15 protein-coding genes are annotated in these 22,295 nt (G+C 54.5%); 4 read left to right on the plus strand and 11 right to left on the minus strand.

The window, feature by feature from the left end:
- Window positions 1-12: 12 nt before the first annotated feature.
- The 3 genes from B150_RS0114170 to B150_RS21210 form a co-directional block, all read right to left on the minus strand.
- Window positions 13-1,191, minus strand: coding sequence for a glycosyltransferase (locus tag B150_RS0114170; protein WP_020400596.1), 1,179 nt, complete (start codon window positions 1,189-1,191; stop codon window positions 13-15).
- 17 nt (window positions 1,192-1,208) lie between these two features.
- A complete protein-coding gene (locus B150_RS0114175; protein WP_020400597.1) occupies window positions 1,209-2,447 on the minus strand; it encodes a glycosyltransferase family 4 protein in 1,239 nt (412 codons plus the stop codon).
- A gap of 179 nt (window positions 2,448-2,626) precedes the next feature.
- On the minus strand, window positions 2,627-5,002 hold the full coding sequence (locus B150_RS21210) for a TonB-dependent receptor (protein WP_081611469.1): 2,376 nt from the start codon (window positions 5,000-5,002) through the stop codon (window positions 2,627-2,629).
- Between the two features lie 313 nt (window positions 5,003-5,315).
- Between B150_RS21210 and B150_RS21215 the strand changes: the two genes are divergently transcribed.
- Window positions 5,316-6,041 carry a phosphocholine cytidylyltransferase family protein gene (locus B150_RS21215; protein WP_020400599.1) on the plus strand — a complete coding sequence of 242 codons (726 nt, stop codon included), beginning with the start codon at window positions 5,316-5,318 and terminating at the stop codon, window positions 6,039-6,041.
- On the opposite strand, the gene B150_RS0114190 is transcribed toward B150_RS21215, so the two are convergent.
- From B150_RS0114190 to B150_RS0114200, 3 genes are all read right to left on the minus strand, one after another.
- Window positions 6,028-7,488: a lipopolysaccharide biosynthesis protein gene (locus B150_RS0114190; RefSeq protein WP_081611470.1), complete on the minus strand. Its 1,461-nt coding sequence runs from the start codon at window positions 7,486-7,488 to the stop codon at window positions 6,028-6,030. The genes B150_RS21215 and B150_RS0114190 overlap by 14 nt on opposite strands.
- Window positions 7,485-8,357: a CDP-alcohol phosphatidyltransferase family protein gene (locus B150_RS22550; protein ID WP_020400601.1), complete on the minus strand. Its 873-nt coding sequence runs from the start codon at window positions 8,355-8,357 to the stop codon at window positions 7,485-7,487. Before B150_RS22550 ends, B150_RS0114190 begins: the two co-directional genes overlap by 4 nt.
- 101 nt (window positions 8,358-8,458) lie before the next feature.
- The gene (locus tag B150_RS0114200; RefSeq protein WP_025895945.1) at window positions 8,459-9,619 is read right to left on the minus strand and encodes an inositol-3-phosphate synthase; all 1,161 of its coding nucleotides are present in this window, start codon (window positions 9,617-9,619) and stop codon (window positions 8,459-8,461) included.
- Between the two features lie 186 nt (window positions 9,620-9,805).
- Between B150_RS0114200 and B150_RS0114205 the strand changes: the two genes are divergently transcribed.
- From B150_RS0114205 to B150_RS0114215, 3 genes are read left to right on the plus strand one after another with little or no spacing between them, the layout of a single operon-like run.
- Window positions 9,806-10,372, plus strand: a complete 567-nt coding sequence (locus tag B150_RS0114205) for an RNA polymerase sigma factor (protein ID WP_020400603.1) — start codon at window positions 9,806-9,808, stop codon at window positions 10,370-10,372.
- A gap of 55 nt (window positions 10,373-10,427) precedes the next feature.
- Window positions 10,428-11,453 carry a FecR family protein gene (locus B150_RS22555; RefSeq protein WP_020400604.1) on the plus strand — a complete coding sequence of 342 codons (1,026 nt, stop codon included), beginning with the start codon at window positions 10,428-10,430 and terminating at the stop codon, window positions 11,451-11,453.
- Window positions 11,454-11,456: 3 nt separating this feature from the next.
- Window positions 11,457-13,979, plus strand: coding sequence for a TonB-dependent receptor (locus B150_RS0114215; protein WP_155860084.1), 2,523 nt, complete (start codon window positions 11,457-11,459; stop codon window positions 13,977-13,979).
- 56 nt (window positions 13,980-14,035) lie between these two features.
- On the opposite strand, the gene B150_RS0114220 is transcribed toward B150_RS0114215, so the two are convergent.
- From B150_RS0114220 to B150_RS0114240, 5 genes are all read right to left on the minus strand, one after another.
- On the minus strand, window positions 14,036-15,097 hold the full coding sequence (locus tag B150_RS0114220) for a hypothetical protein (protein WP_020400606.1): 1,062 nt from the start codon (window positions 15,095-15,097) through the stop codon (window positions 14,036-14,038).
- 516 nt (window positions 15,098-15,613) lie between these two features.
- Window positions 15,614-17,680, minus strand: coding sequence for a protein-disulfide reductase DsbD family protein (locus tag B150_RS21230; RefSeq protein WP_040565484.1), 2,067 nt, complete (start codon window positions 17,678-17,680; stop codon window positions 15,614-15,616).
- Between the two features lies 1 nt (window position 17,681).
- Entirely contained in the window at window positions 17,682-18,173 is a 492-nt protein-coding gene (locus tag B150_RS0114230; RefSeq protein WP_155860085.1) for a hypothetical protein, read from the minus strand.
- On the minus strand, window positions 18,148-19,542 hold the full coding sequence (locus B150_RS0114235) for an FG-GAP repeat domain-containing protein (RefSeq protein WP_020400609.1): 1,395 nt from the start codon (window positions 19,540-19,542) through the stop codon (window positions 18,148-18,150). The genes B150_RS0114230 and B150_RS0114235 overlap by 26 nt, the downstream gene beginning before the upstream one ends.
- A 29-nt stretch (window positions 19,543-19,571) precedes the next feature.
- On the minus strand, window positions 19,572-22,292 hold the full coding sequence (locus B150_RS0114240; protein WP_020400610.1) for a TonB-dependent receptor: 2,721 nt from the start codon (window positions 22,290-22,292) through the stop codon (window positions 19,572-19,574).
- Window positions 22,293-22,295: the final 3 nt, after the last annotated feature.

The raw sequence follows: 22,295 nt of genomic DNA on the forward strand, positions 1-22,295 counted from the left end.
TCCCGGTGGCGATCAAGCAGCTTGCAGCTCTCGGCCTGAGGCGTTCATCAGGCCGGCATAATGGTTGAACAGGTGCTCATAGTGATCAGCAGATGTCCGAACGTTGGCGCGTGCGGCCGCCGCTCGCAGTTGGGCCTGGTTCCGCTCGAAAAGACGAACAATGGCATCAGCGCAAGACCGGGCATCGCCGACCTTGTGGACTTCCGCATAGCCTTTATCTGCGAGATCAAAGGCGCCGCCACGATCTGGCACGATCAGGGGCAGACCCGAGGAGAGCGCTTCGGCAATCACGAGGCCGAAGGTTTCCGAAGCACAGCAGTGGATCATTGCATCCGAGCTGGCCAAAATTTTCGCAAGCAGATGCCTGTCTCTCACCTGCCCAGCAACATGAACTCCTTTTACGGACCGGGCGTGTTTTTCAACGGCTTTTCGCCGAGGGCCGTCCCCGATCAGGTACAGCCCCACAGGACGGCTTTTATTCACCTGCGCTACGGCGTCGATCATTGTACCAATGCGCTTTTCCGGGTGATGCCGGGATACACTCAGTATCAACCGGGCATCCGGGTCATCTATGCCACACTGCTCCAGCAGGTGACGACGCAAGTTTTCATTTCTGAGTGCCGGGGAGAACAGGCCTTTTTCAATGCCGAAAGGGATAGGCGTGGGACGCCTTAACCCTAGCCCGGCCAGCCGGTCGGCGAACCAGGGAGCACTGACGACCGTCGTGTCAAAAGTATCGCCCAACCGGCGCATGTACCGCCAGAACCAGGCAAAGAGCCAATCTACATGTTGAGGTTTGAGAATATTTTCCAGCAACAGCTGCGGGTATGAAGAAACCGGATCCTGGTGGATGAAGAACGACTTAACGGCGTCTCCCTGCCACCGGGAAACCGCGCGACCGCCAAGCCAGGGAGAAGAGCCCTCTACAATTTGTGGTTTTTCAGAGTTCAAAACCTCATGGATGGCGCGGTAATTGTTGAAGAAGTGGTAGCGCCTGTCGACGGGAATTGGGGGAGACTTCAGCCAAATAATCGTACCATGTTCACGTTGTTCGCGACGGTCCTCTGTCCCCGGGGCCACAATGACGGTCTTGACCCCGAGATGATGGCTGACTTGCAACTTTTGTTGAATATAGGTTTTTACGCCACCACCGTGATCACTGTAAAACTCGGCAACATCTAATAATTTCATCGTTCGCCCTTATGTCTTTAAAGGATGTTGGTTTGTCCCGCTTTGCCCACTAGTGAACGTTGGTAATGGCTGAGCACCTCCAGCAAAATATTGTCCCAGTGGAATTGCCGGCTACGCCCCACGCTTGCCGCGGAGAAGGCACTCCGCAAACCGGGGTTTGTAATCAGTTCTTCAAGGTGTTGCTCCATCGCGGCCGCGTCATCAGGCGGCGCAAGGAAGCCGGTTTCGGCATGCTGCACCAGAAAACGGCTCCCGGTCGCATCTACACAAACCTGGGGCACACCCGATGCCATTGCCTCAAGTGTTACGTTGCCAAAAGCTTCGGTTCTGGAAGGATTGAAGAAAATGTCTGACGACGCATATGCGCGGGCAAGCTCTGTACCTGTCAGAAAGCCCAAAAACTTTGCGTCAGGCAGTCTCTGCTGGAACCATTTTCTCGCCGGGCCGTCACCGACCACCATGACATGCGGTGTAATGCCTTTGCTCCGCAGCAAATTAATCGTCGCAACGAATTGCTCCAGGCCCTTCTCCAGAACTAGTCTGCCGACAAAGCTGATAACAACATCCTGCTTTTCAAATCCGAGCGTTTCGCGCCACGCCAGATTACGCCGTGTCGGGTTGAAAAGTTTATCGTCAACACCCCTGCTCCATTTTTTTATGGGAACAGTCACGCCGGTTTCCCGCATGGTGTTTTCCATGCACGGCGTCGGCACATAGATCTCGTCACACTGGTTGTAGACCTTGTTAATTTTGGTACTGAGATACCGCTCCAGCGCACCCAGCCGGTAATAGCGAAGGTAGGTGTCGAACCGCGTGTGGACGGAGGCAACCGTCACCAGGCCACGCTTCCTGCCGTATTTGACCGCGCCCCTGCATAATGGATCAGGCGCGGAGATATGGATGATGTTTGGCTTGAATGCGTCAAGGTCGCGCTGAATATATCGCGGCAAACCAAGAGCTATCCGGTATTCGGTACGGAACGGTACGGGAATAGACGGCGCACTTATGAGTGTCCCCGCCGGCGGAAAAGCAGGATCCTCCACGGTAGGAGAATACACACGGACTTGTGCTCCTTGAGTTTCGAGAAACGCAACAAGCTTGTTCAACGCCTGGTTGGCGCCGTCTTTTACATAGTTGTAATTACCCGAGAACAAGGCGACACGCAGCTTACTGGCGCTAGGTAGCGCAGCCCTGCTTGGTGCAATGGCGGGGAGCTTTTCAATTTTTCCGTTAAAATTCACTGTCTCGTCGTTCATGGCAACTTCAACCTAAGTCTCATTGTTTTTGGTTTCCAAGCCTCGGGAAACGGCCGGGCCGGATCTGTTTTCGCCTGATAAAACGTTTGAATCTGCGCGGTCATTTGAACGAGAAGGCGAGGCCGGGCAGTGGTGGGAGCGCCACTGCCCGGCAAGTTCGAGAGTCTTTCAGGGTAACTCTAGAACTCGAATGCAAGACCGAATTGCGGTATAATTCCCATGCCTTCGGTACCGACCAACCCGTCGATTTCACTGAAGTCGACGTCGTCGATGTTGCTGCGGTTCAGCGCGTTTACGATGTCGAGGAACGCTCTCACCCGAACACCGCCGATCTGGGTTTGGTAGTCAGCCCTGAAGTTCAGTGTGGAGAAATAGGCGTTCCGGCCAAAGTATGAGTCCGTAATCTCCCGCGAATACCGCAACAGGCCAGATTCAGGGATAACATCTTCATGAATGATGTAAGCTTCGCTCGGGCGGCCAGAGGCGATCTGATACTGCAAACCGAACGACCAGTTTTCATTCAGCTCATAATTCAGGGTAATATTGCCAAGGTGCGGCCTGTTGAACTTCGACGGGTGGTATCCGTTGCCATCGCCATCATCAATTTTGGTCTTGTTGTAGCTATAGCGCGCGGAGGCTGACCAACGGTCCGAGAAATCCTTGCGGACAACCCAGTCAAAACCTGCGGCCCACCCCTTTCCGCTGTTGAACAAGCGGCCAGATACCCGGTCGCCGTCCGGTATAAGCTTATCCATATCCTGATAGTATGCCTCGATTTGCATCGAGTAATTATTACCCAGGTAATAATCGAGCCCTGTGCTGAATTGGAGCGTGCGCTCATGGTCCAGATCCACGTTGGCGGGGTCCGCTGCAATTTCCAGCATGCTCGGCGCCTGGTAATAGAGGCCGCCCGTCATATTAACACGGGCCCGCTCATTCACCTGCCAATCCACCTGCAATCTTGGCGAGACGGTTGTTGACGACAGCAAGTCGTCATACTCCAACCGCACGCCCGGTGTCACAGTAACGCTGCCATAGTCAAACGATTGATCCACATAAGCCGCACCACGGATACCGCTCTTCTTGAAAGCGGAGTTATACAGCTCAGGTGTCAGCAGGATGTACTTCTGATCCTCTGACGGACGGTAATCGTCCGTGTCGTAGACATACTGGACATAATCCCTGCTCAGACTTTGACGATAATCGGTAGAGATCTGCGTAAGCCTCAAACCCGCCTGGAAGCGACCGAACCGGTTGTCTTGCGAATAGTCACTCCGCCAGCCGAATTCCTTCTCATCTTCACGCGATGAGATAATGCGCTCTTCAACAGGGATAGCGTCGGGGTCCTTGGGTGAATCGCTAAGCTCAGGGTAAGCTTCCCCTTGGTACGTATTTTCCTTGCCAAACCGGTAATACACCGTGTTGCGCCATTCGCCGGTGTCCCCGACAAGCTGTTCGAGGGTGACCCCGAGCGCGCCTGCATCCTGTTTGCTTTCAAATAGCATGTAGTCGAGCGGTGCTTCAGCTTCCACGACATGGGAGGTATCCCGAGTGTTTTTCTCCGGCGCAAAGATACCAATCACCTTCAATTTGGTGTCTTCGTCAATGCGGGTCACAGTTTTCAGCAACACGTCGGTCATCACCGGACGGCCAACATCCTTGGCACCAATCAGGTCAAGCAACCGCCCAAAGTCATAGTGCCGCACCGACAGCAGCATGCTTGTGTTTTCATCGATACCGCTCGGGCCGTCATACAGAAGCTCGGCCCCTGCCAGATCGACCTTACCGCTTACAAAGGGTGTGTCGCGGTTACCTTCGGCCAATTTAAGTTTCAACAGCGAACCGTTGAGGCCGCCGTAAGCCGCGCCCCAGCCACCGGGTATGAACTCGGCCTGCCCCACCACGTTTTGACCGAAAATCGAATAGCGCCCGCCATTGGCAACCTCATCTTCTTCACCGATAGAGTTGTCGAAATGGGTGGTGCGGCCAAACGGGATATCATCAACCAAGATGATATTGTCTTTTGGGCCTCGGCCACGCACCGAAAAGCTGGAAAACGCGCCTGTCGCATTCACGCCAGGCAAAGCATTCAGACCGCGGAAAATATCGCCCGCCGTGCCCGGCGCCCGGCGAATTTCCTCACGGCTAAGAGTGCGGCTTGTAATGGAGCCCTGACGCGATGTTGCGATAGGGCTTCCCACTACGTTGATCTCTTCAATGTCGTCCAAAGGGCGCAGCGCAAAATCCACAATCGTACCTTTATCTGCAAACAGGTCGACGTTGTTTTCGCGCGCTGACTGATAGCCGCCGCTTTCTACGGTTACCGTCACCAGCCCACTTGAGTTGGTACTGACGGAAAAATTACCTTGTTCGTCGGCAAGGGTTGAAGCAATCACCTCACCTTGTCTGTCGGTAACTGTAACCGTGGCGCCAGCCGCTGGCCTCTTGGTTTCCGCGTTGATAATGCGTCCGGATATCCTGCTCTCTTGTGCGATAGCGACAGTCGAAACGGCTGTGGTTAACGCAGCTGCAAGTAGGTAGTTTAGCGAAGACATAAATGATCCTGTCGTTTTGCCATTCTGGGTTGCGAGTTACTTCTGCTGGACAAACGAAGGATGGGGGAGATCGCCTCCATATTTTTGGGGTTGGCACTCAAAAAAATCTGCCGGAATTAAAATTGAGTGATTTTCCCACCCACTGCATGGAGGTGCATTACTAGTCATTCCGTTGACCCCGCATAGTGGATCAGGAAACCTTCCCGTTTCTGGGGTGGCTTTCCCATGACCAGCGCGGTCCTTCTTTCATAACAAACCCGAAGCGATGAAAGCGGATGAAGCGGCAGCTCGAAGCTTCAGTGGAATATATAATATGACGACAGACCTTTTAATTGTCGCCGCTGGCATGGGCTCAAGGCTCAAGGCCAAAGGCATTCTCAAACCACTGGTAAGTCTGGCAGGCGTCCCGCTGATAGAACGGGCCATAGAAACGGCCTGCGCTGCGGGAATAACAAATATTACTGTCGTGACAGGGTACCAGCACCGCGTGCTTGAAGAGTTTCTCAGTGAACTATCAAACCGTAGGGGATGGACTATCCGGACCATTTTCAACCCGGACTTTATGTATGCAAACGGCCTCTCCGTATTGAAAGCGGCGCCGCTACTGGGTGATCGCTTCTGTCTGACGATGTGTGATCACCTTGTAGAGCCGAGCTTATATCATCGGCTTCTGGCACAGCCGCTCGGCCCTCACGAAGTTGCTTTAGGGGTGGACAGGCGCTTGGCCAACCCGTTCGTCGATCTGAACGACGTTACGAAGGTAAGGCTGGCTGGCAAAAAAATCCGTAATATCGGCAAAGACATTGCAATGTACAATGCGTTCGACACCGGTGTGTTTCACGCAAATGCAAGCTTGTTCGACGCGATAGCGAGAAGCCTGAATGACAGCGGGGATTGTTCAATCTCTGGCGGCATGAAACTGTTGGCTGCTGAAGGCAAGGCCATTGGTGTAGACATTGGTGATAGCCAGTGGATTGATGTCGATTGCCCCGAAATGTACGAGCTTGCGTCAAACTGGCTTGCAACTACCGCACTTTAAGCTGCGCCCAGATTGCCCTGTCCTGTTTTGTAATGGCGATTTTGCTAATGGCCCACAGATACAAAGCGACAGAGAGAATGATACTGCCCAATATCGCTGAAGATGCCTGAAAATTCATTTGCCCCTGAAGCATGACCAGGAGCGCCAGGAGGCAGACCGCTATTATGAAGGGCGGCAGATAAGCCACATCGACGATAGATATGCCCAAGTATTTTCTGAGACTTACAAGCTTTGCGGCAGCAAAAAACACCATCGCAATCAAAAAGCCCAGCGCGGCTCCCTCTGCCCCCCAGTGCGCACCCAAATAGTAAACTGCGACTATTTCTATACCAAGCACTGCCATCACCAGCCGGGGCGGCACTGCAGGCTTTGCGTATTGCAGCGCAATTTCGGAAAGAGCGAAGCTGCCATCAAACAGTTCCGCAACCAGAAGGCACGCCAAAACCAGGCCGCCAACTGCAAACCCGTCTCCAAAAAGCCCCAACAATTCATCCGAAAAAGCCACAAAGGGTACTGTCAGCGCGAGCTGCAATATAAATACCCAACGGCAAAGGCCCGCCAGTTTGGCTTGGGTCGTGCGCACTTCACCCGCGTAATGCAGTTTGGCAAGCACAGGCGACATCATTGGCTCGAACAGTTGATGGATTTTATGCGGCACCGTTACAATTTGCTGCGCGATATAATAAACGCCCGTCGCCTGATGGCCCGCCACCAGCGACAGGAGCAGTATATCCAGCCGCCTGAGCATTATGACCCCCAGCTCGGTCATTCCCATGGGAAAGCTTCGGCGCACCACCAAGCCGGCGAGCTTTTTATTGACCGGTACTGCCAGCATCGCCCGCATGGAGTAAGCGGCTGATATCCCAAATCCAAGGCCGGTCGCTGCCGCTAACATGGAAATCGCATATGCCAGCAGCAAGCCTTCCGCCTTGTAGCCAATAAAATGAAGGGCGACGGCCGCAAACAAAAAGCTCCACGGTTCAAGAACGCAACGGGCCAATACTTCAAACCGGATGATGCGTTTGAAGCGAATGGCTCCCCCTGCCACTTCTGCGAATATCAGAGAGGGCACCACAAGCAGCAATAATACTGGCATGTCCACGTCGGGAAACAGCAGTGGCCACACCAGATACAGCGCACCGGACATGGACAGTGCAAGCAAAAGGGATACACCCAATGCACATTTGATAATCTGCAGCTGTTTCGTCGTATCCGCGCTTTCACTGAGCAGGTGCGGCAGGCTTCGCTTCAAACCCAAGGTACCGACTGCGGCCAGTATCTCGACGATTGCCGCGACCTGCCCCAGAATGCCGACAGGTTCCGCGCCGTACAGTGTGCCGGCAATCACCATCAACACCAGGCGTGCGATCAACCGGCTACCAAAACCTCCGAGAGAAGCGGCCGCGCCCCGCAAGATATCCCGGATATCCTCCAACGACTGCATCATGGATCAGGGGAGGCCGAAAGACGGGCGGAAAGCGACGATTCCTGACACCGCTCGGCAAAGAGCAAGCCAAGCATCACCGCATTGAACACTGTTAATTCGAACATGAAATACAGCGCGGGCTTACCCATGTACGCGAAAATAAATATGAGGAAGGTTCGGTTGTTGGCGTTCAATATGGCCCATGCACGAACCATAGGCGCTGTGCCTCGGATAATCTCACGGGCATCATCTTTTTTCTGTGCCACCAACGCATCGTCCAGCCCATAGTCGCCGCCAGAAACCAGTTTCTGAGCGAAGTCGTAAATCGTCGCCAATACCGATTTCCTGCCTCGAACATGAAGCAAACCGCCTTGCATTTGCCCACGATCCAACTGTTTCAGGCGGCGCTGATACTTCTGACGTCGCTCTTCGTACCCAGCGGCCTGAACCGCGTGCGAAAGACCAGCGGCAAGAACCAACCACCAGGAGGACAAACCACGCCCTGTTTCCATAAGATGGAGCGCGAAGACAATATAGACCGCCCCGAACACCAGATGGTCACAAACACCATCAATTATGCGGCCAAAGGCGCTTGCTTTTCCGGTCGCCCGGGCAAGACGGCCATCCGCGCCATCAAGGATGTGCCAGCCGATCATCAATGCAAAACCTGCAAGAACGAACTGCGGCTGCGGCAAATGGTAATAGCAATACGCAGCGGCCAGGCCACAAAACAGACCGGCGAGCGAAATCGCATTCGGGCTCACTCCCACCTTCAAACTCATTGAAACCACCACGTTCGCGAGGCGGTGAATACAATAGTAGTTTGAGGCCTCCTCTATCTCGACGGGCCGCCCATACTGCGGTGTTGAGTGTGCATCTTCCGAAAGCATGAAATTGTCCTAGATCATTCAACGGCATCACGAAATGCCCACAGCCTACCTAACACCCAGGGAGGAAGGCCCAGGGAGGCTGTGGGCACACGGCCGCAAACCTAACCCGCCAATGCGCTTGAAACATCAGTGTCGAAAGCCAGCGTTTCGACATGAATTCCCGCAATAAAGGCTTCGGTCATCAGTCGCGCCAATTCATCCGTGTGTTGTATCGGGGGGTGTTTGCAGAAGAAAGCCGAAGGTCCTTCAATAACCCCGCCCTGACCGCGATCCAGAGCGACCTTCGCGCAGCGTACGGAATCGATAGCTACCCCTGCAGAGTTCGGGGAGTCTTCTACCGAAAGTCTCAGTTCGAGATTCATCGGCACGTCGCCGAACAGGCGACCCTCCATTCGAATGAAACAGACCTTATTGTCGTTCTGCCAGGCAACATAGTCGCTTGGGCCGACATGAATATTTTCTTCGCTAAGCCTCTCGGCAGCGGCCGACTGAACGGCCTCGGTTTTTGATTTCTTTTTGGATGCCAGCCGGCTCTGGTCTTTCATGTTCAGGAAGTCGGTATTGCCGCCAGTGTTGAGTTGATATGTTCTGTCAAGCGCGACACCGCGTTTTGCAAACAAATCCGTCAGCACGCGGTGCACAATCGTCGCACCCACTTGCGCCTTGATATCGTCCCCAATGATCGGAATGCCCGCATCTTCAAAACGCCCCGCCCACACGGGATCGCTGGCAATGAAAACAGGGATATTATTGACGAAGGCAACACCAGCCTCGAGCGCACATTCAGCGTAGAACTCTGTCGCTTTCTGGCTTCCGACCGGTAGGTAGTTCATCATCACATCTACCTCGGCTGCCCCGAGATGGGCCACCACATTCTCTTTCGTCGGCTCCGGTGCCTGAGAGGGGATAAAGCGTCGCCCTTCCGGATAATCCCGCATGTGATCGGAATAACCATCCAGAACCTGACCCATCTGAACAATCACGTTTTGCTGGGGAATGTCGGGGAAAAAGACTGTCGTACAGTTTGGCGCTGCAAACAAAGCGTCCGCCACATCCTTGCCCACCTTACGGTCATCAATATCGTACGCTGCAACGATTTTAATGTCTGACGGTTTGTAGCCGCCAATCTCTCTGTGCATTAACCCAGATGCATCCGTTTCGCGATCAGACGCGTAATAGTAAATGCCTTGGATAAGTGAACTCGCACAGTTACCCAAGCCAACTATGGCTACGTTGATCGGCCTTTTATTGTTTGCAGTCATAGAGTTACTCCAAGTGGTGGTTAATGCGTTGGATAGGAAGCATTCGTTGATGCGTTAGATAGGAAACGGCGTGGCCGGACCACCACCTCCACGGAAAATCAAAAAACTTTCAGGTAGGTTTCTAAGCTTTCGAAACCTGACCTCATGGGGTAGGCTCCGCCCGAGATTGACGGAAAAACGGCTCATATGTTCGACTGGAAAAAAAGCGATAGGAAAACGGGTAAGGTCGATGCATCATCCGATGCTTCGATTGATGCTCTTTTTCGAACTCATAGGGCCTCATTGCTCCGCTTTGCCATATCCAAACTCAAGGACACGGATGAAGCAGACGAGGTTGTCCAGGAAGCGTTTATTCGATTTGAAAAAAACTACGACGCTGATGCCATTGCTTCACCTCAGGCGCTTTTGGCGCGCATCATTTCAAATCTGGTGATTGACCGGGTAAGGGGCAAAAATGCGCGCGCGGCAAGAGAGGACGCCTGGGGTAAGTTGCACACAGCCGGTGCTGACGATTCTTTAAGCCATAAGCAAAGTGTCGATCCAGCCAGAGCACTTGATGCAAAACAGCAGGTTGAAGCGGTGTTAAGGGTACTAAACACGTTGCCTGAAAAAACCCGAAAGATATTCTTGTTGCACCGGCTCGAAGGGCTGTCACACGCGGAGGTCTCGGAGCGGACGGGCATCCCTCGAAGTACCGTTGAAAAACACATGATCAGAGGGATTAAGGCGATCGCTACCCTGAAGGACGAATAATTGGAGGCAATACGACGTTGTTTCCGTTTTAATGGTGAATGAAAGAGTAAGTGGGATGTCGAACGAAGACCGACATATAACCCCTGCAACGATTGAGCGTGCCTCAGAATGGTATGCTCTGTTGAGCACGGGCGATGCCTCTGAGGCAGACCATGCAGCACATATGGAGTGGCTGCTGGAGGACCCTTCACATCCACTCGCGTACGAGCAGGTTGCTATGTCTATGCGAAATATCTCTTCGTACGAAACACAACTACGTACAGCCTTTGCAAAGGACTTGGCTCCCCCGGCAAAGACTGTTCACGACAAGCCGTTTTGGTCCGGTTGGGGATGGCCTCAACTTGCAACAGGGCTTGCGGCCGTTGCGGCCCTCCTCTTTGTGGTAATTTTTCCCAGCAGCTCATTCTACGATACACAGGTATCTGAGCAGATATACTCTGCCGATGCCGGAGATGTGCGGAACGTGAAGCTGGCCGACGGTTCCCGGGTTACGCTGTTTGCTGGTAGCAGTATCAGCGTGCGCATAAACTCCGCGGGACGAAACGTTGATCTGCTGCGTGGGCGTGGTTTTTTCAGCGTTGTCTCAGATTCGAGCCGGCCGTTTACCGTAGACCTTGGCTCGCGAAAGGTCCGGGTGGTCGGCACACGTTTTGAAGTCATCAAGGGGGAGAATTTCGACCGGGTTGCGGTGAATGAGGGGCTCGTAGCGGTATCGTCCTCGCCGAACCCAGAGCTTGCCCAACAAGCCCCCTTGCTCATTGAACCGGGCACCATCGCGCTCTACCGCCAAGGTCAGAACATCCCTGAAATTCAGTCTACCCCTGTTGAAATGATAGGCTTTTGGACGAGCGGTTCGATCGCTTTCCAAGATGAACCGCTGGCAACCGTTGTGGAGAAACTTCAAATTATGTTCCCGGACACCTCAATTAGAATTGAGGATCAGGGTCTCGCGTCAAAACGCTTCTCCGGATCGTTGGTTGTATCTGATCTCGAAGAAATGCTGGCAAGTCTCGCTGCATTCCTCGATCTCACTGTGCGAAAAGATAGTAACGGCTATTGGTTGGATGAAGCACGAGACTAACCTGTGCAAACATCCGTAGCCATAGCGGCGTTGCTAACCGCAAATTGTGTACTCGCGCCGTCATCTGCTCAGGCGCTCGTCCAGATCAAGTCTTATGAAATTCCAGCAGGACCGCTGGATACTGTCCTATATACGTTCGCTGAAGAGGCGAAGGTATCCATCAGTTTCTCGGGCCTCAATCTTGGGGCGGTGCAATCAATTGGCACATCTGGAAATCTTTCCAAAGAAGCCTCTTTAAGATCAATTTTAAAAGACACCGGGTTCTCTTTCCGCTTCATTACAACAAGTTCTGTGCAGATTTTTAAGCCTGAACAGAACACGGTAAAAAAAATGGACGTTTCCGAGCTCGAGGTGAACGACGAACGACCCGGCTATGTGGAAGACCTGGTCGTCACCGCCACCAAGAGGCCAGAAACAAGCTTTGGGCTACCTGCAAGTGTCTCCGGTGTCTCGTCGCTGGTTTTGGAAGACTTGGGCACCTATGACCTGCAATCTCTTTCCGCTCACCTTGCAGGTGTTTCGACCACCAACCTGGGCCCGGGACGCAACAAGATTTTTATTCGCGGGCTGTCTGACGGCCCGTATGCGGACCGCACGACAACCATGGTCGGTGTCTATCTCGACGACACCCCCATCAATTTCAGTGACACCAACCCTGACATTCGGTTGTTTGACGTAGAACGCGTTGAACTGATGCGAGGACCACAGGGCACGCTTTATGGATCGGGATCGCTCGGTGGTCTTTACCGCGTGGTTTCAGCGAAACCGGTGCTGAACGATACCTTCGGTAAGGCGAGGTTGGGCGTTGGCATCACCAAGAAAGGCGGGCATAACGGAAACATTGATGTGGTCTTCAACACCCCGCTCAAGACTGACAAGCTAGGAGTTCGCATATCCGGTTATGGCCACATGCGCGGCGGCTATATCGACGATGTAGTGCGCGGGCTTGAAGACCTGAACGACCTGGATATCTACGGAATTCGGCCAAGTGTCCGGTGGCAAATCAACAACGCCTGGGTACTGGATACATCCATAAATTTGCAGGCTATTCGCTATGACGACAGCCAGTATTATTTTGAGGAACTGGGGCGCAATAAGCGCTCCTTGCAACTATCAGAACCTTATGGCGACAACTTCGTGCATGGCGCCGTCACTCTTAAAGGCAAAATGGGTTCACTCCAGCTCACGAGTGCTACGTCGTTTGTCGACCGTACGTTAAGCGAAACCTTTGATGCGACAGAGGGCTTGCCATTCGCCGAGCAGTTGAAAAACCTTTCCTCGGATGAATATCTTCCCGGCAACCTGGTTGAGATCGGGGACGGTCATGATTTTCTGGGCGATGCGCAAGCGGGAACCTTGGGCTACTTCACACGCGAAGACATAAACACGTTCGGGCATGAAACCAGGCTGCAATCAAGCGGGGGCTCTCAATTTGAGTGGCTTGCGGGCCTCTATTACCTTCACAGCACGAGCAGTAGTGATAGATTGATGTTGGCAGCGACAGAAAACGGCATTCCGGGCATAATTCTCGCTGAAGGGCGGGTAGAGAAAGCTGATGACGTGGCGCTTTTTGGTGAAGCCACATATCTTGTCAACAGTAAGTTCAGCGTCACAGCGGGTATCCGATATGCCCGCAACACCATTGCACTCGACTATACATCTGAGTTTGCACTTGCTGAAGAACCACAAGCCCACGAAAAACGAAAAGCCACTACAAAACTCATCCCGAGGATCGCGGCACGCTATCAATGGTCAGAGGATATTCAGACTTACGCACAGATCAGCATGGGATACAGAGAAGGCGGTTTCAACATTCTCTCTCCTTACGAAGTGTTTGCAAGGCCTGACGCGGGCAGTCATCAAAGTGACGATTTCGAGCCTGTGGAATTGCGATCAGACGAACTGCTCAATTACGAAGTCGGTCTCAAATCCTATTGGTTCAACAGAGACCTGTCCCTCAATTTTGCCGCATTTTATATCAGCTGGCTCAATATCCAGTCTGATCAACTTGGTTACTCTGGCTTGCCTTATGTCACCAACGTGGGCGATGCACGGAACCTGGGATTTGAAGTTGAATTCTCTGCCCGGCCCATTCCTGGACTGGAAGTCAGCGGCACGTTGTTTTGGAATGACAGCAAGCTGCTAAGCGGGAACTCGTCACTCGGCGCTGAGCCTGGTGACAGACTTCCTGCCATCCCCGAGCCCACCGCCAGCCTCGCAGCTTTGTATCAGTTTGACGTCAATAGCAACTGGCTTGCAACGGTGAGCGCGACATACAGCTTTACCGGGGACTCTGTCATCACGTTTGACGAAGAAAACAGTGCCAGAATGGGAGACTACAGCATCGTAAACGCGCGCCTTGAGCTCTCGAATACGATCTGGAAAGTCGGCCTCTACGCCGACAATTTAACTGACAGCCGAGCCAATACCTTTTCCTACGGCAATCCTTTTACGGTCTCCAGAAACAACCAGGTCACGCCACCAAGACCGCGTACAATTGGAATATATCTGGAGCGGAAATTTTGAGGTCCTGGCGCAAACATGACCAATCATGAACACATTCGCATGCGGCTGGATACCATTTAGCGGCGGCGCCGTTTTTTTCGCTGCCCCTCATCATATGCCTTGAATTCATTGTCCTCCACAAGCGCCTCCCCCTGCAAATCCAGGTCATCCTGATCAATTTTTATTCTCAGTTGGTATGGCACCTTTGCTCGCGTCCGAGAAATGTCCGCCAGAGAACCAGCAGCCATTTTTTCAAGGACATTGAGTTCATCCTGCAGATTGAACTCTTCGATTTGCATGGCTGTACCGAAGCTTCCCTCGATGGATGTTTCATCATTGCTGCATGTTACAGACGCGTCCGCTATCTCTGTAGCGGTCGAACATTCTAATACCTGTCGCAACCAACCGCTTTTTTCCTGATGAAGCAATACTACGGCCACTGTGCGGCCGTCCCAAAATTCGAAAAAGTTCAATATCGGGACTGTGGCTGATGAATTTTCTATGGGTATAAATTTTTGCCACCGTTTGATCACGGCATTTGGAGCCCTACTCTGGCGCACATGAAGTCCATACCCTACCCCTAAACCGAGGCGAACCCAGTCGCCTTCGCTACCCTCCCCCCCTATTTCTGGGCCAGCCCGCCAACGCCCGAACGCGATGGCTGGTGCAGCATAGAGGGTAATGTTCGGGAGGCCATAGGCGTTACCTTCAGGCATTATAACGGCGGTGTCGGGGACGATTGAAATAGCAGCATCTACCTCAGCTGCGGTATTTTTCAGCCGCATCAGATAGGCGTCATTTTCTGGCCAAATCTTGTGCTGAAAGATACCAAGCCCTCGGGATGCCTGATTGTAACTCCAGCCCTCCCTGTTTCGACCATTCTTGACAACAATTGTTTCGCGCTCTGGCAGCTTCAATGTCGCGACAACCATACCGTGATGCTCGCTTATGGGTAAGTTGGCGATCAGGAATTGGCTCGTCAGAAGAGCGCCACTATCGAACAAATACTGTTGTTCCCAGTATTCACTATACTGTTTCTCGTTCTCCAGCGTTGGATAGAAGTCCGTATCAGCCGCTGCAGTCGGCACCCAACACATTGCTGCAAGTATTAGTATCTTGAAAAGAAGATTAGTCCGCACTGCATACTCCTTTGCCTACCAAAGGTACAACGGAGTAACGTGGCAGATACCTCCTGTTGGAGCCCAATTTCCCGAATATTCCCACAAGTGGACATCGCCCGTTCCCGCCTGCTCCACCCGCACTTTGGCAGCCAGTAGAGGAATGCCAGCCTTGGGGGCGAGGGAGTGAAAAATCCCATCAACGTGAAAATACGCTCAGATTCCATGAGAGCCGACGTCTGGAGCGTGGACTGATTTGAACAGATTTGGTCCCATCGAGGGAAGATCCTTGGCGGATAGCAAAATCGCAGAAGTCCGGTTATGCCGAGAGAAAACAAATATCGAAATTCGCCCCCTACCCCTCCCCAAACCGCCTAGCTTAAGAAAGCCCAAAAGGCAGAAAATGACGGTAATTCTGTCCAGAAGTTTTCAGACATTTTTAGCGTCGTTTTTCTTAGCGCAGCCATCACACTGAACAGATCGAATATGCCAAAGGTTCGTCGCGGCCACATCATCTAACGGATGGATCGGACCGAATTAAGGTCGCGGGACAATCGACGCCTGGATGATGGCTGGTGTCAGAATCTGCGGGAGGATTTTTGCACCAGCCACCGTCGCACCCGACGGGAAGTACAGATACATCGGCACCCCTGCGCGGCCATAGGTTTCCAGCATTTTTGTGATAGCCGGGTCTTGCCGTGTCCAGTCCCCCACCAGCACCACAATGCCCTGAGCTTCAAAAAAGCTGGCAGTCTCGGCGCGGTTGATTGCAACACGCTCATTCACCTTGCAGGTCACGCACCAGTCAGCGGTGAAATAGGCGAAGACCGGGCGGCCTTCTGAGAGAAGCGCTTCGAGGCGTGCGGCAGAATATGGCTCGGATGACAGCGGATCACTTCGCCGCCCTTCGACCTCCATCGGCTGGATCGTTGCCAACATGAAAGCCAGCCCAACAATCACAACAACCGCCCCCCCGGCACACAGTTTCCAGACAAGCCGCCCCCTCCCCCATGCCCACAGGCTGAAGGCAAGCAAGAGACACCCTGACAATCCGATCAGCATACCGCCATGCCCGTTCTGGCCACCCAGCACCCAAAGAAGCCAGATTGCAGTGGCGTACATGGGAAAGGCGAGAAACTGCCGGAATGTTTCCATCCATGCGCCGGGCTTTGGCAGCATACGGCGCGTTATCGGAACGAAACACAGGAGGAGGTAGGGAAACGCAAGACCAAGGCCGAGAGCGGCAAAGATACCAAGGGCGGCGGGTGCTGGCAGCACCAAAGCCGCGCCAAGGGCTGAGGCCATAAAGGGCGCCGTGCAGGGCGCGGCGACGACAACCGCAAGCACACCAGTGAAGAACGAGCCCATTTGCCCATTCGGCTGCGCACCTATGCCACCAAGGCTCTGCAGTGAAGTGCCCATTTCAAACAGGCCCGAGAGATTGAGGCCGACGGCGACCATAAGAAGCGCAAGCGAGAAGATGACCAGAGGTTGCTGCAAGTGGAAGCCCCAGCCAACTTCACCCAAAGTCGCACGGGCGAGGAGGAGGACACCACCCACCGCGACAAAGCTGAGCACCACACCGGCGGTATAGGCGAGACCATCCGCACGCGCGAGGCCTCCACCCTGCCCGCCCATTTTGGCGAGCGACAAGGCTTTGAGCGACAGAACCGGCAAGACGCAGGGCATCAGATTCAGGATCAGGCCGCCCAGGAAAGCAAGCAGCAGAAACTGAAATGACGAACCGATTGGGGCGGGCGTCACCTCAAGCGGCGCATCAAGGAGCGGCACTGAAACCTGAACGGCCTTCTGCACCCCCGCCTCATCCCGGTAGGCCACGACCCCCTGCAGGAGGCTATCGTCGCCGCTAAAAAAGTCATCAAGCGGCATGGCAATTTTAAGGGCATTGCCGTTCACACCGTATTGGTGCGCAGCATCATGCCATATCATTTCCGTAAGCGGAAAGAATTGCGGCTCCGCGATAGGCGACGGAGCGCGCATTTCAAGCACCGCCAGCTTGCCCTCACGGTGCGCGGACAGTTGCCACCCCACCGGAGCCTCGGCAAAAATTTGCGCATTCGCCCCTTCGGCTGCTGGCGTGGCAGCTGGTTTCTCGACAACGGGCAAGGCCGCCGATAGTGCCGTGTCGCCTTCAACGCAGTCCTGCGCCTTGCAGGCAAGCCAACTGACATTAACATGCACCTGCACACTCTGCCCCACCGCCATACCGGGCGCGGCGGAGAGAAGTACTGGGAGGTAAACCTCTCCTGTATAGCCGTGCCCGATAACCTTATTGTCCTCCGAGGTGATGCGCTCAGGCAGCGGCCAACGAACAGCGCCCACCTTCACCTCAGGGTCCGCCTTCACGTCGATCTTGGTGGCTTCCCCTTCCCCTGGGTTTTGCCAGAAAGTATGCCAGCCGCTCTGGTGTCGTAACCGGACGAGAGCTTCAACACTACCGTCGGGCGCGATGCCCGATTGTGTGAAGAGGAGCGCAGCCTCCACAGGCGGCACATCATCGGCCATCACAGATGCCGGGTGGGCAAGCAGAAGGCCACAGGCTGCTAGTGCCAGCCCGGCAATCATGAGACGAAGTTGGTGCATTTTATTCCACTACGCGTACGGTGAATTTGACCGAGGCCCTGTTGGGCGGCAGGCATATGGTGCCGTCACAGGTCTGATATTCGACGAAACCCTTCACCGAATAGTCCCCGGCGGGTGTGCGTGGCCTGACACGAAAAGGCTGTGTGACCACATTGCCGCTACCGCGTAGAACATCGTAGGTGCCAAAACTCTCTGCCGGTGGGAACACCGCATCAGCGAACTGGATATCCTTGTTCGGGCGCATCACAAGACGGGTTTCAATAAGCCCCTGATCTTCATTGATGCCAGTTGGGGCATAGATATACCACGGTGATTCAAGTGACAGCGTGAACGAGACCTCACTCACCTCACCCGCGCGGGCAACGACTACGTCTTCGCCGTCCTGCGAAAAGGTAAAGTTCTGTGCATACACACCTCCCGCAAGCAGGAGCGTCGCGGCCACGGCCACCAGAACGCGGTATTGTTGCCTAGCGGCGGATATAAACCCAAACATGTCCATGCAGCCTTTCGTAAGCAATCAAACGGTCCTGGTGCTCATCTTTTATTGGCACAAGGTAGGGAAGCAGTTCGCCCTCAAGCGCACGCAACTCCGCGGCCAGTTCCTTGTTCTCATAATAGACGAAGGCGCTTTTTACCCTGTCCCTAAGCGGATCATAGGGCGGGTTCAGCCCAGCGCGTTTATCAAGCGCGACGAGGCGTACTTTTATGTCCTCAATCGCTTTCATATCCGCGCTCGTGAGCCCCGGCTTGAGGACAAGACTGAGCGCATAGTCACCCAGCATCAGGTCCGGCTTGCCGTCGCCATTATAGTCGGTCACCTCAACGGAGATACGGCTGCCGCGCTGGACCATATCGCCTTCATTCACCAGTTGGTGTGGCGGAAATTCGCCGCCCGCCCGCGGCCCGAGCAGTTGAACCGGCGCCGCAAATGTGGGCTCGCCCTCTTCGCCGATATTCTTGACGAAATACACCGCGCCGGACTGCACCCCAATAATCAGGTCTTCAAGCCCGTCACCGTCCCAGTCAGCGACGGTCGGCGACAGGTATTCCTCATTCTTGAGTGCACCGCCCTCGTCTTCGATCTTGGTGAAAAGATCGATCTGGCTATAAGCCTCCGACCAAGCGAAGCTATCGAACACAGGCTGACCCGAGACGGGCGTGATGCCTTCAAAGCTTGCGGGACCATGGTTGCGCCTGAGCACCAGATCACCGTGGGAATTACCGATGATAAGATCCGGGTCACCATCTGCGTCCCAATCCATCCAAGCGGGCTTGGCGCCATAGGCGAGATAAGAAGCGTTCGGTAGGTCCGCGAGGCGCGTGACCACCGGGATACCATCCCAATCCGTGAGCACCTGCCGGGGCTTGAGGCCATCCTTGCTGCCTTCGAACCAGTAGATGAGCCCTGGCGAATAGGTGCCTGCGACAAGATCATCGATCCCGTCGTCGTTGATATCCACCATACGCGGGCCTGCCGCGACACAGCAGAAGTTGCGGATATGCGCAACTTCGCTGCCCGCCTCAAGCCACTCATAGCCGTCAAATGCTGGTGTATCGGCGGTGCCGATATTCTTGAACACCCGGAACCTGCCAGCAAAGCCACCGACGATCAGATCCTTCAGGCCGTCACCGTCCCAGTCATGGAAGATGGGGGCTGCGTGGCCTTTTTCTTCCTGCTCGAACCACCGGCCCTGTGGGCCAGTGTCTTTGGCACCAGCATCAAGCGGCTTGCTGCCGTTTTTCACCTGTATGACTTCCACCGCCCAGTCGGGCATTTCCTCCGGCGCTGCTGCCGCGGCGGACGCCACGGCAACGGCACAAAGGCCTGCGGAGAGAGTTCGTTTCAGTGACTTGCTGTTCATCACCTTCGCTCCTTGTTGGACTTCCCACATCACCATGTTTTGGTCAGCGACAGCACAAACTGGCGGCCATATGGGTCATGGTTTGAGGGGTCGTAGGGCACGCCGTAGTTGGCGCCGAAACCGAACTGGTCAGCCGGTCGCGCGAATGGCGGGTCTGAATTGAAGATATTGCGCACCGTCAAGCCAAGGCGCATGCCGCCAAGGAAGCCGCCATCTGATTCCGGGAAGCTGTAGGAGGCCACCACATCAAAGGTGGTCCAGCTATCGATCTTCTCTTCTGGCGAAATCGCCGTGTTCCAATAGCTGTCCACATAGTTGGCCATCACGCGGCCAGACCAACCGTCACGTGCCACACCAAAGTAGGCACGGCCGCGCAGGTCAACGGGATAGCTGATGGTATCCAGCCGCTTGATCACCGGCGCACTGGGTGTGGTGACCTCTTCGTTCTTGAGCATGTAGACGAACGTCGTACCCGCAGAAACCATCCAGTCACCAACCTGAGTGTTATAGTCGATGCTCGCATCGATGCCGGATGTCTTCTGGGCCGAGATGTTGGTGAGACCGTTATAGATGATGTGTGTCACGTCATTTGCGATCTCGGCGGCGTCAAACTCGGTATAGAAACCGAAATCCCGGTAGTCGATGATTGCATAGGCGTTGGTCAGGATATCTTCGATCACACTCACGCTTACATCGTCACTGATCAGCTCCGGGTATAGTTCCGGTGTCAGCGCGATCGTCAGCGCGTCCGGCGGCATTGCCACCCGGTCGGTATAGCTGATGTGATAGTAGGTTGCCGACACTTTGAGCCCATCAATGGCTTCAGGCGTATAGTCGAAACCCACTGTGAAAGCCGTTGAGCGCTCAGGCCCCAAATTCGGGTTGGTCACATCCGGCACTGCGAAATAGACGGTCGACTGATCTGGCGAGAACGGGTCGGGGAAACTACCGACACCCGAGACTACCGGCAAAATCTCATAGAAGGATTCGAGTGGGATGAGTTGATCAATCTGCGGGGCGCGGAACGCCTGGCTCCAGGTACCGCGGACAGCGATATCGCTGTTCATGCGCCACCACAGGCCAATCTTGGGATCAAAGCTGTTGCCAAAATCATCTGTGTCCGTATAGCGGCCGGAAATATTCAGCTCCAGCTTCTCGATCATCGGGATGTTCTGGTGCTTGCCAATGAGCGGCAACTGCACCTCGGCAAAGCCGTATTTGGTTTCACGCGCCGCATCATATACGGGTGGGCGGATCATACGCTGGCGCAGGTAGCCGCCACCGACCGCGAACATCACATCATTGCCGTTGAAGCTGAAAAGCGTGCCGTCGATTTTGCTGGACAGCTCGAGCGTTTTGAAATCGTTGGCGCTCGATCCAGAATAGCCACCGCCGCTGTCGAGAACGCTGTCATAGTGCAATGTGTCATTCAGCTTGCCGTATGTGCCAACGGCCTCGAAGCGGATATCGTCTACAAGGTCAACGCTGAACCCCAGCGTACCCACCAGCTGGTCGCTTTCGGTTTCGCTGAAATAGTTGGTCTCGAACGGCTCCTCACGGGTAGCAAGCGCAGTTTTACGGCTGGAATAAAGCGCGTCGGCGAATACCTCAACGCGGGAGCCGATGCTCTGGTGCAGTGATACAAAGCCAGCATAACGCTCATCATCGGGCGCAAGCGTGGTTATGTCAGCATTTGCCCAGTCAGCGTCAGCCGCAACAAAAGGGCCGCTATCCTGAAAGGAAAATGCTGCGACGATACCGCCAGTGTCCCAGCTTGTGCCAACCGTCTGGTCAAGCTGCATGATAGTGTAACCGCCGTCACTGCGCGTCGTGTAACTGGCCGAGGTTTCGGCCCCTTCATAATCATCGCGCAGCACAAAGTTGATCACGCCGCCCACAGCGTCCGCACCGTAGATGGAGGATGCACCGTCCGTGAGCACCTCAACACGTTCAATCGCACCAAGGGGAATAAGGGAAGTGTCAGACGCACGTCCCACATTCGCAAGCGGCAGGCGCCGCCCATTCATGAGGGTGAGCGTGGCACCTGGCCCCAAGCCGCGAAGATCGGGCGCATTGATGGCCCGCGCGTTTGTTGCGCGCCCAAGCGTGTTGGAGCCCACGGGCGAGTTCAGGCTCAGGTTCTGTGGGATATTGCGCAGAAGTTGGTCAACGGTGGTGACACCAAGGTTGGCAAATTCGTCCCGCCCGTAAATCTCGAGCGGGGAACTTTCCGGGATAACACCACGAATGCTACTGCCTGTGACCACGATCTCCTCACGGATGGTCATGTCAATTTCATTCACGCCCTTGCGCGCGCTGGGTTCTACCGTGGGATTTGAGCTCTCGCTCTGACTAGGCCCCTCCTGAGAGCTATCAGCAGCGCCAGCGCTTTTTTCGCCAGCGTAATCGCCACGCTCCCGCGTGCCAGCTTGTACCGCGCGCGCCACGATGATCGACACCGTGTTGTTGCCACGTGCCTGATAGCTAAGGCCCGTGCCTTTCAGAATTTCCGCGAGACCCGCTGACGCCGCGACTGAGCGCTTGAGGCCTTTTGTCGCCTTGCCGGAGATCAGATCACCGGAAGCGAGCACCTGCACGCCGGACTGTTCGGAAAAGGCAATCAGTGCATCTTCAAGCGACTGCGCAGCGATATCAAAGGCGACAACTTCATTCAGTGACTGGGCATAAACGGGTGCGGTTGCCACCATGATGGCTGAAACGGCGCATGCCCCAAACAATTCGTATTTCACAGT

This window comes from Kordiimonas gwangyangensis DSM 19435 = JCM 12864 (assembly GCF_000375545.1).
GTDB classification, from domain to species: Bacteria; Pseudomonadota; Alphaproteobacteria; order Sphingomonadales; family Kordiimonadaceae; genus Kordiimonas; species Kordiimonas gwangyangensis.

Excerpts from the sequence above, each read along its gene's own strand:
- B150_RS0114170 (WP_020400596.1), bottom strand. The coding sequence starts at position 1,191 with ATGAAATTATTAGATGTTGCCGAGTTTTACAGTGATCACGGTGGTGGC.
- B150_RS0114175 (WP_020400597.1), bottom strand. The coding sequence starts at position 2,447 with ATGAACGACGAGACAGTGAATTTTAACGGAAAAATTGAAAAGCTCCCC.
- B150_RS21210 (WP_081611469.1), bottom strand. The coding sequence starts at position 5,002 with ATGTCTTCGCTAAACTACCTACTTGCAGCTGCGTTAACCACAGCCGTT.
- B150_RS21215 (WP_020400599.1), top strand. The coding sequence starts at position 5,316 with ATGACGACAGACCTTTTAATTGTCGCCGCTGGCATGGGCTCAAGGCTC.
- B150_RS0114190 (WP_081611470.1), bottom strand. The coding sequence starts at position 7,488 with ATGATGCAGTCGTTGGAGGATATCCGGGATATCTTGCGGGGCGCGGCC.
- B150_RS22550 (WP_020400601.1), bottom strand. The coding sequence starts at position 8,357 with ATGCTTTCGGAAGATGCACACTCAACACCGCAGTATGGGCGGCCCGTC.
- B150_RS0114200 (WP_025895945.1), bottom strand. The coding sequence starts at position 9,619 with ATGACTGCAAACAATAAAAGGCCGATCAACGTAGCCATAGTTGGCTTG.
- B150_RS0114205 (WP_020400603.1), top strand. The coding sequence starts at position 9,806 with ATGTTCGACTGGAAAAAAAGCGATAGGAAAACGGGTAAGGTCGATGCA.
- B150_RS22555 (WP_020400604.1), top strand. The coding sequence starts at position 10,428 with ATGTCGAACGAAGACCGACATATAACCCCTGCAACGATTGAGCGTGCC.
- B150_RS21230 (WP_040565484.1), bottom strand. The coding sequence starts at position 17,680 with ATGCACCAACTTCGTCTCATGATTGCCGGGCTGGCACTAGCAGCCTGT.
- B150_RS0114230 (WP_155860085.1), bottom strand. The coding sequence starts at position 18,173 with ATGTTTGGGTTTATATCCGCCGCTAGGCAACAATACCGCGTTCTGGTG.
- B150_RS0114235 (WP_020400609.1), bottom strand. The coding sequence starts at position 19,542 with ATGAACAGCAAGTCACTGAAACGAACTCTCTCCGCAGGCCTTTGTGCC.